Origin of the sequence: Vibrio sp. SCSIO 43097, from assembly GCF_023650755.1 — a bacterium.
GTDB classification, from domain to species: Bacteria; Pseudomonadota; Gammaproteobacteria; order Enterobacterales; family Vibrionaceae; genus Vibrio; species Vibrio alginolyticus.
Genome location: NZ_CP071840.1, coordinates 3,050,871 through 3,064,323, shown reverse-complemented (window position 1 = coordinate 3,064,323; position 13,453 = coordinate 3,050,871). Strand labels below are relative to the sequence as shown.

At 43.4% G+C, this 13,453-nt stretch carries 10 protein-coding genes; 8 read left to right on the top strand and 2 right to left on the bottom strand.

The genetic code is table 11. The annotated features are described in order from the left end of the window. The first annotated feature begins 27 nt into the window (after nucleotides 1-27). The 7 genes from J4N40_RS14700 to J4N40_RS14670 all read left to right on the top strand — a co-directional run bounded on the left by J4N40_RS14700 (nucleotide 28) and on the right by J4N40_RS14670 (nucleotide 9,904). Nucleotides 28-576: a phosphatase PAP2 family protein gene (locus J4N40_RS14700; protein ID WP_005379690.1), complete on the top strand. Its 549-nt coding sequence runs from the start codon at nucleotides 28-30 to the stop codon at nucleotides 574-576. Between the two features lie 3 nt (nucleotides 577-579). Beyond that, a complete protein-coding gene (locus J4N40_RS14695; protein ID WP_005379691.1) occupies nucleotides 580-1,626 on the top strand; it encodes an MJ1255/VC2487 family glycosyltransferase in 1,047 nt (348 codons plus the stop codon). Nucleotides 1,627-2,181: 555 nt separating this feature from the next. Continuing rightward, the gene (calR, locus tag J4N40_RS14690; protein ID WP_005379693.1) at nucleotides 2,182-3,141 is read left to right on the top strand and encodes a LysR family transcriptional regulator CalR; all 960 of its coding nucleotides are present in this window, start codon (nucleotides 2,182-2,184) and stop codon (nucleotides 3,139-3,141) included. A 293-nt stretch (nucleotides 3,142-3,434) separates the two neighbouring features. Further along, a complete protein-coding gene (locus tag J4N40_RS14685; RefSeq protein ID WP_005379694.1) occupies nucleotides 3,435-5,243 on the top strand; it encodes an AMP-dependent synthetase/ligase in 1,809 nt (602 codons plus the stop codon). A gap of 449 nt (nucleotides 5,244-5,692) precedes the next feature. Further along, nucleotides 5,693-7,417, top strand: a complete 1,725-nt coding sequence (locus J4N40_RS14680) for an acetolactate synthase 3 large subunit (RefSeq protein ID WP_005379695.1) — start codon at nucleotides 5,693-5,695, stop codon at nucleotides 7,415-7,417. Between the two features lies 1 nt (nucleotide 7,418). Then, entirely contained in the window at nucleotides 7,419-7,913 is a 495-nt protein-coding gene (ilvN, locus tag J4N40_RS14675; RefSeq protein ID WP_005379697.1) for an acetolactate synthase small subunit, read from the top strand. A 110-nt stretch (nucleotides 7,914-8,023) separates the two neighbouring features. Then, a complete protein-coding gene (locus J4N40_RS14670; RefSeq protein WP_053349687.1) occupies nucleotides 8,024-9,904 on the top strand; it encodes a sensor domain-containing diguanylate cyclase in 1,881 nt (626 codons plus the stop codon). 54 nt (nucleotides 9,905-9,958) lie between these two features. Here J4N40_RS14670 and J4N40_RS14665 read toward each other — a convergent pair whose 3' ends face one another. Together J4N40_RS14665 and pykF are read right to left on the bottom strand one after the other, a co-directional pair. Then, nucleotides 9,959-10,603 (bottom strand): GntR family transcriptional regulator, encoded by a 645-nt coding sequence (locus J4N40_RS14665; RefSeq protein WP_064353598.1) that lies wholly within the window; start codon nucleotides 10,601-10,603, stop codon nucleotides 9,959-9,961. 199 nt (nucleotides 10,604-10,802) lie between these two features. Then, nucleotides 10,803-12,215, bottom strand: a complete 1,413-nt coding sequence (gene pykF, locus J4N40_RS14660) for a pyruvate kinase PykF (protein WP_005392243.1) — start codon at nucleotides 12,213-12,215, stop codon at nucleotides 10,803-10,805. A 433-nt stretch (nucleotides 12,216-12,648) separates the two neighbouring features. Between pykF and J4N40_RS14655 the strand changes: the two genes are divergently transcribed. Beyond that, complete coding sequence (locus J4N40_RS14655) at nucleotides 12,649-13,410, top strand: DeoR/GlpR family DNA-binding transcription regulator (RefSeq protein ID WP_005379701.1); 762 nt, start codon at nucleotides 12,649-12,651, stop codon at nucleotides 13,408-13,410. The last annotated feature ends 43 nt before the right edge of the window (nucleotides 13,411-13,453 follow it).

Genomic DNA, 13,453 nt, shown 5'->3' with positions numbered 1-13,453 from the left:
GGCGTTGTCAAAGTAAGGAAAGGTCACATGAGAACCATAGAGACAATTACACAGCCAATTGCAACCATTGCTAAGTTTGATTTAGCGCTCTCTAGTGTTTGTCTTAAGCACCGTTTTAATCAACAAGTCGCCAATATCAGTAAAGGAGTTTCCCACAGTGGTGACGGGCATCTTTACTTGGTGTTGGGGTTATTAGCTTGGTATTTAGATAAGGAGCAAGGAGTCTGGTTTTTACTGGCGGGTTTACTTGCTTTTGCTATCGAGCTACCAATTTATTGGACGCTGAAAAATAGTTTTAAGCGTCGTCGCCCTGAAGAGCTTAGTGCACTCCTTCCTGCTTTTATTACCCCCTCTGATCGCTATAGTCTTCCTTCAGGACACACTGCCGCTGCGTTTGTCATGGCGACGCTGATTGATCATTTCTATCCGAGCCTAGGCGTTGCTGCATTCTTTTGGGCAAGTTTAATCGGAACCGCGCGAATCTTATTGGGTGTGCACTTTTTTACCGATGTCATCATTGGTGCACTGCTTGGCAGTCTTTGTGGTGGATTAGCGATTGCGATGTTAGGAGGCTAATTGATGAAAATCTTGTACGGTGTTCAAGGGACAGGAAACGGACATATTGCACGCGCAAGGGCGATGAGTCATGCGTTTAAAGAGCACGATGTTGAGGTCGACTTTTTGTTTTCTGGGCGAGCGCCGGAAAAATACTTTTCAATGGAAGCATTTGGCGATTACCAGACTCGCCGAGGCTTCACCTTTATTACCGAAAAAGGCTCTGTAAACTACGCGAAAACAGCATTGAATAACAATTTGGTGCAGTTTTTCAAAGAAGTTAAGCAACTCGATCTATCGTCCTACGATCTTATCATTAATGATTTCGAACCTGTGACTGCGTGGGCAGCGAGACAACAAAATAAGCCTTCTATTGGTATCAGCCACCAAAATGCTTTCCGTTATCCGGTGCCACTAAAGGGAGCAAGTTGGTTAGATAAATCCGTCATTGAATACTTTGCGCCTTCTCAACATCACCTTGGTTTGCATTGGCATCATTTTGATCAACCTTTGTTACCACCGATAGTGCATACCGTCGATAGCCAAGCAGAAAACGACGACTTCGTGTTGGTGTATCTACCGTTCGAATCGATTGAAGATATCTCGGACTTATTGTTCCACTTTAATCAACAAGCGTTTATCTGTTATCACCCGGATGTGATCGAATGTGAGCAGGTAGAAAACATAGAACTGCGCCCTTTATGCCACAGCAACTTCCAGCATCATTTGCATCGCTGTAGTGGTGTCATTGCTAATGGTGGGTTTGAGCTTCCTTCAGAAGCCTTGTCTTTGGGGAAAAAATTGTTACTAAAGCCACTCGCGGGTCAATTCGAGCAGCAGAGCAATGTTGCGACCTTAGAAGATTTAGGGCTTGCGATGTCGATGGAGAGCTTAGACATTTCCGCAGTACGCCAGTGGCTAAAGGAGCAACAAGCCGAAAGTGTGAAATACCCAGATGTTGCTCAGGCTATTGTTCATTGGGTACTGCAAGGTGCATGGGATTCAAAAGCAGAGTTATCCAGACAGCTGTGGGAGCAGGTTGATTTTCCAAGTTACGTGTCGAACATTTAAGTACGTTGTTCTAAGTACATTGTTCCTTCCATTTTTGACACGATTTTGTTGCAGCCTTTCTGTTTGGAAGGCTGCATTTTTATTCTTCCTCTCTCATTTCTATTCAGTGTGTATTTGCTGATAATTTGACTGATAAGTGCAAAATTCAATCAGAGATATAGCTGTCATCTGTTGTTCTTATTCCAACTAATAACTGAGCTAAATGCATGCTTGTGTTGACCGCCTGTCCTATCAATTTGCTAAATACGTCCTCAAAGAATGCATTTTTACGTGTTTTATAGTTTTTTATGTTTTTATCAAGTATTTGTTATTTAAAAAATAAATACCTAATTGGCTAAAATTTACTGATTAAATATCAATCTAGTTGCGAAACCGCAATCGATTAGTTGATAGTACAGTTCGAGCCGGAAGTATCCGGACGATAAATATAATAAAAAGTTAGGTTATCTATTCGTAAAATGATTCGAATCCAGCCGCCGTCTTTTGTGCGAGATGGGATTCTATTCGTTATGAATTTAATGAACAAAGTTGACGATTACAAAAGAGGCGCACTCAATGTTAGAGAAGAAAGACGCGATGAGCGCAATTGCTAGCTACCGTATGGAAAGCACTTTGCGTGGTGTAGATTTAAACCTACTGACTGTATTTGATGCTGTAATGCAAGAGCAAAATATTACTCGTGCAGCACATAACCTAGGCATGTCTCAACCGGCGGTAAGTAACGCCGTGGCACGCTTAAAAGTGATGTTTAACGACGAGCTATTCATGCGCCAAGGCCGTGGTATTCAGCCTACGCAACGAGCTCGTCAACTGTTTGGCCCTATTCGCCAAGCACTACAGCTGATTCGCAATGAACTTCCTAGCTCTGTATTCCAACCAGAATCTTCGACTCGCTTATTCAAGCTTGCGATTTGCAGCCCTTGTGACATGCGTTTTGCTCCGAAGATCATGGCAAAAGTGAATCAACAAGCACCAAACGTTCAGCTTCATCTAGATGCAGAATTTGACCGTTTGTTGTCTGAGCGTATGCGCTACCAAGAAATTGATTTCGTGATCGACTACGCTCGTTTTGATGAGCAAGGTTTCTCAAGTACTGAAATCTTCAAAGATGAATTAGTGGTTATCGCATCAAAAACCCACCCACGCATTCAAGGTGGTGTGACGGCTGAGCAACTGCTTAACGAAAAGCATGCGAAGTTATCGAAAGTGCATGGCCAACGTAGTTTCTCAGAGCAAGCGTACCGTGAACTGGATTGCCAAGCGGCGTATGAAGGTTCTAGTTTAAGCAACCTACTATACGTGGTGGGTCAATCTGAGCTTGTGACTATTGCACCACGTTGGATGGCGGAAAATGCGGTAAACAGCGATCAACTGCAAATTCTTGATTTCCCATTTGCGAACAAAGAAATCAGCGGATTCTTAAGCTGGCATGAATCAAGTGAAAAAGATAAAGGCCACATTTGGCTACGCGATCAACTGATGATCACTTGTGGTGAAGTCGTTGCCGCAAAATAAGATGACGTTTGGTCTTCTCGATTAGACCATATTGGTAATCATCAATTTTTACAATTCATTGGTCCCCGAGCGATTTTTGTCTCTCGGGGCTTTTTGTTTTCGTAATAAACAATCTAAACAGTAAGTTAAATAGAGTAATCATTCAGCAATTTTAGGTACGTTCGCGACGTATAAGTGATAGTTGTCTCTTATTAGTGATAAGTTTGATACTGGTCAGTTGCGTTTTAGCAAGCCGTGAGTACACTTGTTCGCTCAATTAGCTTACGCCTGTAAGCCAAAAGGTAAGTAAAAGAATGGCCAAGTTAGATTTTCATATCGTTAAACGTATTCGTGAACAAATTGCGAACGGTGGTACACGCGTTGCACTCAAGCATAAAGTGGGTGAGGAGTGGCAAGGTATTACGTGGACGCAATTTGGTCAGCAAGTTGATGCTTTATCACTTGCACTTTTGGCTCAGGGATTAGGAGTCCAAGATAAGATCGGCATTTTCTCGAACAACATGCCGCAATGGACGATCGCTGATATTGCAGCACTGCAATTACGCAGCGTGACAGTACCTATTTACCCAACCAATACTGCCGCCCAGTCGGCGTACATCATTAACAATGCAGACGTCAAAGTTCTGTTTGTTGGTGAACAGCCTCAATTTGATGCAGCAGTGAGCATTTTCGACCAGTGCGAACAGTTAGAGCTCATTGTTGCGATGTCTGATGATATAGAACTTGGCGATCATGATTTCGTTATCTCTTGGCAAGCATTTGTTGCCAAAGGCGACGCTACATATCAAGTTGAATTGGACGCGCGTTTAGATCAGGCAAAAGAAGATGATCTACTCACGCTGATCTACACCTCGGGTACAACAGGCCAGCCAAAAGGCGTTATGTTGGACTACGCAAACATTGCGGCGCAATTGGAAGGGCACGATCAGCGCTTGAGCCTTTCTCAAAGTGACGTGTCATTATGTTTCCTTCCGTTGTCACACGTATTTGAGCGCGCTTGGACCTTTTATGTATTGTACAAAGGGGCGACCAACTGCTATTTGCAAGACACCATGCAAGTACGTGATGCACTGAGCCAGGTGCGACCTACCGTGATGTGTGCCGTACCGCGTTTCTATGAGAAGATCTTCTCTGCGATTCACGAGAAAGTGTCTCGCGCGCCGATTCACCGTAAGATCATGTTTACTTGGGCAGTCAACATGGGCGCAAAAATGGCCGCTTGTCATCAAGAAAAACGTCAGCCATCGCTCTTGCTGCGTAAGTCATACGCTTTGGCGGATAAGTTGGTTCTGAGCAAACTGCGTGCGCTACTTGGCGGGCAAATCAACTTTATGCCTTGTGGTGGTGCAAAGCTGGATGAAACCATCGGTCGATTCTTCCATGCGATTGGTATCAACGTTAAGTTGGGCTATGGCATGACTGAAACCACGGCGACAGTATCGTGTTGGGATGATAAATGTTTTAACCCCGACTCTATTGGTATGTCGATGCCTGGCGCACAGGTTAAGATCGGCGAAAACAACGAGATTCTGGTTCGTGGTCCAATGGTGATGCGTGGCTATTACAAAATGCCAGAAGAGACGGAAAAGACCTTTGATGAGCACGGTTTCCTAAAAACGGGCGACGCTGGTTACATTGATGAAAATGGCAACTTGTTCATCACCGATCGTATCAAAGAGTTGATGAAAACTTCAGGTGGTAAATACATCGCTCCACAAATGATTGAAGGTGCGATTGGTAAAGACCACTTCATCGAGCAAATCGCAGTCATTGCGGATACTCGTAAGTTTGTTTCTGCGCTTATCGTGCCTTGTTATGACTCGCTAGAAGAGTACGCGAAAGAGCTGAATATCAAATATCACGATCGCGTTGAGTTGATTAAGCACCACCAGGTGGTCGAAATGCTTGAGAAGCGTGTGAACGATCTTCAAAAAGAGTTGGCAAAGTTTGAACAAGTGAAGAAGTTTAAATTGTTACCAAGAGCTTTCTCTATGGATGATGGTGAGTTAACGCCAACTCAAAAACTTCGTCGTAAAGTCATCAATGACAAATACCAAGATGAAATTGAAGAAATGTATAAGGAAAAGTCGGATAAAAAGTAACTTAAGCTGACTTAGATTTTATATTGATGAAAAAATCCCCAGTGATGTGATCGCGCATTGCTGGGGATTTTTGTTTGTATTGATTTTTTCTGTTCTGCTCGTCAAATAACGCTATTTCGCACCCTGTAGCTAAAAGCTTATGAAATAATGTTCTTTTTTTAAGCGTTAATTTTTTAGGTTGTACTGTGAAATAGGAGATGTGTGGCTGCTATTCCTACTAACATTCTAATTACTAGTATCTTGTTTAAAAAGTAGACCAATCTCTCATTAGACCCTTTGATAATAAAACGTTACATTTGTTGGGTAACCTTGCGGGATGTTATGACGAACGCAAGACATAGCCGAAAACGTGGAAGTATTTCGATTAGGCTACGAATAAGACCTAGACTATGTAAAACCAGACCAATCCGTTGACCTTACGGTGAGGAAACTGGCTAAGGAGAGCAATTATGACAGCAATGTTGTCAGGCGCAGAGATGGTGGTTCAATCTCTGATAGAAGAGCACGTAGAGCAGATCTTTGGCTACCCAGGTGGCTCTGTTTTGGATATCTACGATGCACTGCATGCCAAAACCGATCAAATCAAACACGTACTTGTAAGGCATGAGCAAGCCGCCACTCATATGGCAGATGGTTACGCTCGAGCTACCGGTAAACCGGGTGTCGTACTTGTGTGCTCGGGGCCGGGCGCGACCAATACCATTACGGGTATTGCAACAGCGTATATGGACTCTATCCCAATGATCGTTATCTCGGGTAACGTACCGAATAGCCTAATTGGTAATGATGCTTTCCAAGAGTGTGACATCGTCGGTGTCTCCCGCCCAGTGGTCAAACACAGCTTTTTAGTAAAAAAAGCGGAAGATATTCCTGAAACAATCAAAAAAGCGTTTTATATCGCGACTACAGGTCGACCTGGTCCAGTTGTGATTGATTTGCCAAAAGATGTAATGAACCCGCAAATCAAACTGCCTTATCAATATCCAGAAACGCTTTCAATGCGCTCTTACAAGCCGACAACTTCGGGCCATAAAGGCCAGATTAAAAAAGCGCTTAAATCGCTATTAGAAGCGAAAAAACCAGTGCTTTATATCGGTGGTGGTGCGGTGATTTCTGGCGCCCATGAACATATTTTAGAGCTTTCCGACAAACTGAACCTACCCGTTGTGAGTACTTTGATGGGCTTGGGGGCATTCCCGGGTACACATAAAAACTCACTGGGCATGTTGGGTATGCACGGCACTTACGAAGCTAATATGGCAATGCATGAAGCCGATCTTATTTTTGGTATCGGTGTGCGTTTTGATGACCGTACAACCAACAACCTTGAAAAGTACTGCCCAAACGCAAAAGTGATGCATATTGATATCGACCCGTCATCGATCTCGAAAAACGTGAAAGTGGATTTGCCGATCGTAGGTTCTGCGGAAAAAGTGCTGACAACCATGCTCGGGCTGCTTGCAGAGCAAGGTAGTGGAAATGATCAAGATGCTATCACTGCATGGTGGGATGACATTCAAGTATGGCGTGACCGCAACTGCTTGTCTTATGAAACGTCTCCAGAACGAATCAAGCCACAGCAAGTAATTGAAACGCTGCACAAGCTAACTAATGGCGACGCATATGTGGCGTCTGATGTGGGCCAGCATCAGATGTTTGCGGCGCTGTACTACCCATTCAATAAGCCGCGCCGTTGGATAAACTCTGGTGGTCTTGGCACCATGGGATTTGGTCTTCCGGCTGGTATGGGCGTGAAGTTTGCCATGCCACAAGAAGAGGTCGTGGTTGTGACTGGTGACGGCAGTATTCAGATGAACATTCAAGAATTGTCTACAGCCATGCAATACGACATTCCAGTGAAGATCATCAACCTGAACAACCGATTCTTAGGCATGGTAAAACAGTGGCAAGACATTATTTATCAAGGTCGTCACTCTAATTCTTACATGAGTTCTGTTCCTGACTTTGCAGCGATTGCAGAAGCTTATGGTCACGTCGGTATTCGTATCGAAACGCCTGATCAGCTCGAAGAAGGGCTACAAAAAGCGTTGGATATGAAAGATCGTCTGGTGTTTGTGGACATCAACGTAGACGAAACCGAACACGTATACCCGATGCAAATCAAAGGTGAGGGTATGGATAAAATGTGGCTAAGCAAAACGGAGAGAACTTAATATGAGACACATTATTTCATTGCTATTGGAAAACCAACCAGGTGCGTTGTCTCGTGTTGTTGGTTTGTTCTCTCAACGTGGTTACAACATTGAATCTTTGACGGTGTCACCGACTGATGATGAAACCCTGTCGCGAATGAACATTACCACGACATCTGATGAGATGCAGTTGGAACAAATTCAGAAGCAGTTACACAAATTGATCGATGTGCTGAAAGTGCAAGAAGTCACCGAGTATGAGCACATTGAGCGTGAACTGATGATGGTGAAAGTGAAAGCCAGTGGTTTTGCGCGAGCAGAAGTGAAGCGTACGGCAGACATCTTTCGTGGCCAGATCGTGGATGTCACGGCTTCCCAATACACCGTACAACTTGCGGGTACGAGTGAAAAGCTAGATGCCTTCATTCAAGCGATATCCGAAGTGACCGAAGTTGTCGAAGTTGCTCGTAGTGGTGTCGTTGGCATTGCGCGAGGAGAGCGAGCCCTCAAACCTTAACTCTATGATTGCATATAGAAAAGCCACTTAATCTAAGTGGCTTTTTTGTTTAGAAAATAACAATTAATGATATAATTGTCGTTTTAGTAAGCATGATAGGCATTAGACGTGTGAAAGTACCTAAGCGAGTCGGCACCTTATTGGCGACAGCACTATTTTTTAGTGCACTCACTGCCGCTTACTACTATCAGAAATATCTGACATTGTTAGAAAACAATGTTGAGAACACCGCTCAAGAAGCGTTACATCAATTGGCCTATACTGGCCGTGAATACAGCAATATTCAGGATCAAATCGAAACGATCAGTGACCTACTTGGTCACAGCCAAAGTCTGTATGAATATCTGCGCCAACCTAACCGGGTGAACCGTTCCATCTTAGAAGACATGTGGATCTCGGTCGCAATCAATCAAAAGTTGTATAAGCAAATTCGCTTTCTTGATGTTTCTGGTCGAGAAAAAGTGAGGATTAATTATGATATTGAAACAGGCGCTGCGTTGCCCGCGATCAAATTGCAAAATAAGTCAGAGCGAGATTACTTTCAATTCGCTAAGAACTTAGACGATGGCGAAATCGCTTCGTGGGGGATAGGTTTAGAACGAGAGTATGGCGAGTTAGTCTATCCCTATAGTCCGTCACTGCGTATTTTGATGCCTATTTCGCTTAACGGAAAGCGCGAAGGGTATCTTGTGCTTAATGTTGATATTGACTATTTATCCTCTCGACTCAACTATTCGTCAGTGCTTGATTTCCATATTGAGCTGATTAAGAGTGACGGATTTTACATTGATAGCCCTAAATCAGCTCGTTTGTATGGCCATATAATTCCCGCTCGCTCTCAATTTAATTTTGGCCGGATGTACCCAAACATTTGGCGTAGTTTAAATTCAAAAGATTCGGGCTATGCTTACAATGGTTCGAATTTGGTCGCGTATCGCACCATCCAGTTTGTTTCTAGCGAACCTCTTCATCTGGTTATTGATCTTACCAATGAGCAGTTATTATCCCGAGCTCAGAGGGACATTGATGACTTAATCCAAGAAGCGTTTTTTGTTCTAAGTTTGGTGCTCGGCTTCACTTTGCCGACGGCAGCCCTTGCTCTGCATTATCGGCGTCATAGTATGGAATCGAAGTTGGCTCGAGCTGCTCTTGATGGTATGACTGCGGTGATGATCTCGGATGCTTCACATAGAATCATCATGGTTAATCAAGAGTTTGAAAACATGATGGGTTACTCAACCAAGCATGCCCAAGGTTGGAGTGCACATCATTTAATTCTCTTACCTGAAGATCTCGAAGCAAACCTGAGTATCTGGAAAATACTGAAGAGTGAACACGTATGGGAAGGGGAGATTCGTTGTCGAACTAAGTTTAATCAAGTCTTTACCGCAATAATGCGTATTCAGGCGAATTTAACCAAATCAGGTAAAGTGAGTTATTACATTACGTCGCTGGTGGATATCTCTGGGCAAAAAGAGTTAGAAGAAAAATTACGAAACCTAAGCGAAAAAGATGGCTTGACGGGGTTGTGGAACCGCCGAAAATTTGAAGAGCAATTGGCGCAATATGCGGGGATTATTGAACGCTATCCTGATAGCCCTCCTGCTTGTTTGGCGTTGTTTGATATTGACCACTTTAAACGTATTAATGACGAGCTTGGCCACGACGAAGGAGACAAGGTGATTTGTAGTGTCGCAGAAACCCTCCTAGAAGAAGTCCGCAGCACAGACTTTGTATCTCGTGTCGGTGGTGAGGAATTTGCAGTGATTATGCCGCATACAACACTAGAAGAGGCTGAAATTGTATTGAACAGGCTACGTGTCGCGGTTCAAATGCGTAGTGATAGAGGCATTACTGTCAGTGCTGGGTATAGTGATTTAACCTCTGATCGTACAAGAACGTATAAATGTGCTGATATTGCTTTGTATGAGTCAAAAAGTGCAGGGCGTAACTGCGTATCGCTATGTCATAGTTATGATGATATTGCTTAGTGCTTTTACAAAAACGAAAAAACGGGGATAGACCCCCGCTTTTTAGTCTCAGCGTTATTCGCTAGCCAGTATGCGACATTGGTTGTCGATGGCGGCTTCGATACACTGTATTGACTGTCTCAAATAACGCTCTAGATAACCTAAAGCATCCTGACTCTTTTTGTCTAGCGATGCCTTCATCAGTATTTCTTGCTCATCGAGATTACAGTGCCCAGGGTTCCCTGTGCCTAAAATCTGCATCGCGAAGTATTGGTAGCGTTTAATTTGCGTGAGTAGATCGTGGAAAAAACCAAACATATTGACAGAGCCAGCACCTTCAAACAGCGCAGTAAGAAACTGATTTTGGCGCTCTTCCCATTCCCTCCAACAAAAGCTTTCGCCAGGTTTTACTCGGGATAACTTGTGATAAGCAGTTAGTACATCCAGTTCCCATTTTTCATCGCCAATCATAATTGCCTTACTGAGTAAGCATGCGGAGACCATTTGCAGGCTTTCGTACAAGTCATGTAACTCATCTTTACATACAGGTGCAACCCAGCAGCCTTTTTGCGGCTCGAGTTTGACGTACTTGCTCCAAGATAATTGCACCAATGCTTCTCGAATGGGTGACGCTCCTACGTTGTACTTCTCTTTGAGTTCGGCAACCACGAGTTTTTGACCTGGTTTAAGCTCGCCATCGAGAATATCCTGACGGATCATTCTTAATACTTTGTCGGTAAGAGTGGGACTAGACACATACACCTCATAGAAACTTTAATCGTGACGATAAAATTAAACAGTACGAAATTCTGATAGAGGTAAATAATACAATTAGCCTATTATGAGAGCAAGAAAGCCATATAAAAAAGGAGGGCATAAGCCCTCCTTCTCAAGAAACTGAAGTGTTAAAAGTTCAGTCTTATAGCACGTGTACAGAAGCTGTGTTCGTAGTACCTGAAGCAACTAGAGCGCCAGAAACCATAACAACGATATCGCCTTTGTTACCTAGACCTGATTCTAGAGCAAGTTCTTTACCCGCTACGTAGAATGCGTCAGTGCTTTCGATTGAATCAACAACTACAGGAGTAACACCTTTAGTTAGAACTAGCTGTGCAGCAGTTTTCTTGTTAGTTGTTAGCGCTAGAATGTTTGCAGTTGGGAAGTACTTACGTACTGAACGTGCAGACTTACCGCCTTCAGTTGCAACAACGATAAGTGGAGCAGCTAGTTTCTCAGCTGTGTCTACTGCACCTTTACATACTGCTTCAGTGATGCGTAGGCGTGGGCTGTCTAGACGAGAACCTAGTTCAGCTTTTAGCGCTGAGTCAGTACGGTTCGCGATTTGAGCCATGATAGTTACCGCTTCAACAGGGTATTTACCTTTCGCCGTTTCACCAGAAAGCATTACTGCGTCAGTACCGTCCATTACCGCGTTAGCAACGTCGCCTGCTTCCGCACGAGTAGGACGTGGGTTGTTGATCATAGAATCAAGCATTTGAGTTGCTGTGATAACCATCTTACGTGCACGGTTACACTTCTCGATCATCATTTTCTGAGCGAAGATTACTTCTTCAGCTGGGATTTCAACACCTAGGTCGCCACGAGCAACCATGATGCCGTCAGAAAGTTCTAGGATCTCATCGAAGTTATCAACACCTTCTTGGTTTTCGATCTTAGAGATGATGTGGATGTTCTCGCCGCCGTTTGCAGCAAGTACTTCACGGATTTCTTGAACGTCAGACGCTTTACGGATGAAAGAAGCTGCTACGAAGTCAACGCCTTGCTCACAACCAAATTTAAGGTCGTTCTTATCTTTTTCAGATAGTGCAGGTAGGTTTACAGAAACGCCAGGAAGGTTAACACCTTTGTTTTCGCCTAGTGCACCGTTGTTAAGAACTTTACATTTAACTTCAGTTTCAGTCTTAGAGATAACTTCCATCTCGATTAGACCGTCGTCTACTAGGATAGTGTTACCTACGTTTAGGTCTGCTGCGAAACCAGCGTAAGTTACTGCAACTTTATCTTTGTTACCTACAACTGAAGTGTCAGTTGTGAAAGTGAATTCTTGACCTGCTACTAGATCAACATCGTTACCGCCTTCTAGCTTGATAGTGCGGATTTCTGGACCTTTAGTATCTAGAAGAATTGCTAGTGGTTTGCCAGTAGCTTCCATTACTTTACGGAAGTTCGCGATACGAGTGCCGTGTTCTTCGTAGTCACCGTGAGAGAAGTTAAGGCGCATTACGTTCATGCCTGCGTTAACTAGTTCAGTTAGCTTCTCTACAGATTCTGTTTTAGGGCCAATCGTACATACGATTTTGGTCTTTTTCATGGAAGATACTCTCCGGTAAGTATAGTTACAATTTGAAAGTCGGTTATTTACTCTGAAGTCAGGACGTTTTTGATGACATTTAGTACCTGTCACCCACCGATTTTTCGTCTCATTATTAGAACTTCAGATTCTGAAAGTCTTTCACCAAGTTTAGTCATTTTATGACTAAAAGATCGGCGATTTTGGTTACCTTTTTGTGACTAATCCCACTTTATATGCAGAAAGTTGCAAAAAAATAGCCTTCAATTCTGTAATTTTTTTTCTTTTCGGTGGCGAATTCTACCACTGAATGAATCCAATATCACTGTTTAAGAATTGTCTTAGGACAAGGTTTTATCGAGAAATATTAATTTTTTGGATCGAAATAAATGGACTTGAAAGTTTCGGTTTGACTATAATAAGTTTCACATCGAAACTTAAAGTCAAAACTTAAATGTCGAAACGAAATACTCAATTAAGAAGACACGCCATTTCTAACTTGGTTTCTGAACTAGGAGAAGTCAGCGTTGATGAACTTGCTCAGAAATTCGAAACCTCAGAGGTCACGATTAGAAAGGATTTAGCTTCTTTAGAGAAAAACGGCCAACTTCTACGCCGCTATGGCGGTGCGATTGCTATCCCAAAGGAAGTCATTCACGAAGAATTGGGCGCTAATGTTTCGACTCGAAAGTTAAGCTTAGCAAAAGCAGCAGCATCATTGATTCGCGATCATAATCGCATCGTGATCGACAGTGGCAGCACGACTGCCGCGCTGATTCAACAGTTGAATGACAAACGTGGCTTAGTGGTCATGACCAACTCGTTGCATGTTGCTAACGCCCTAAATGAATTAGAGAGCGAACCGACACTGCTGATGACTGGCGGTACTTGGGATACGCACTCAGAGTCCTTTCAAGGCAAAGTGGCCGAATCTGTATTACGAGCTTACGACTTTGACCAACTATTCATCGGTGCGGATGGCATCGATCTCGAGCGTGGAACCACGACATTTAATGAGTTGGTTGGCTTAAGTAAGGTAATGGCAGAAGCGTCACGTGAAGTGATCGTAATGATCGAGTCCGAAAAAATCGGCCGTAAGATCCCAAACTTAGAGCTCGCTTGGCATCAAGTTGATGTGTTGGTGACCGATGCAGATATCCAAGCAGAGCATAAAGTACAGATTGAACAACATGGCGTGAAAGTCATTTGCGCCTAATAATGTAATCAGTTTCATATTTTACTTCCCTCTGGATAAAGGC

Bases quoted from the DNA above. Each gene is read 5' to 3' on its own strand.
- J4N40_RS14680 (WP_005379695.1), top strand. From the start codon at position 5,693: ATGACAGCAATGTTGTCAGGCGCAGAGATGGTGGTTCAATCTCTGATA.
- pykF (WP_005392243.1), bottom strand. From the start codon at position 12,215: ATGAAAAAGACCAAAATCGTATGTACGATTGGCCCTAAAACAGAATCT.
- ilvN (WP_005379697.1), top strand. From the start codon at position 7,419: ATGAGACACATTATTTCATTGCTATTGGAAAACCAACCAGGTGCGTTG.
- J4N40_RS14665 (WP_064353598.1), bottom strand. From the start codon at position 10,603: ATGATCCGTCAGGATATTCTCGATGGCGAGCTTAAACCAGGTCAAAAA.
- J4N40_RS14685 (WP_005379694.1), top strand. From the start codon at position 3,435: ATGGCCAAGTTAGATTTTCATATCGTTAAACGTATTCGTGAACAAATT.
- J4N40_RS14655 (WP_005379701.1), top strand. From the start codon at position 12,649: ATGTCGAAACGAAATACTCAATTAAGAAGACACGCCATTTCTAACTTG.
- J4N40_RS14700 (WP_005379690.1), top strand. From the start codon at position 28: ATGAGAACCATAGAGACAATTACACAGCCAATTGCAACCATTGCTAAG.
- calR (WP_005379693.1), top strand. From the start codon at position 2,182: ATGTTAGAGAAGAAAGACGCGATGAGCGCAATTGCTAGCTACCGTATG.
- J4N40_RS14695 (WP_005379691.1), top strand. From the start codon at position 580: ATGAAAATCTTGTACGGTGTTCAAGGGACAGGAAACGGACATATTGCA.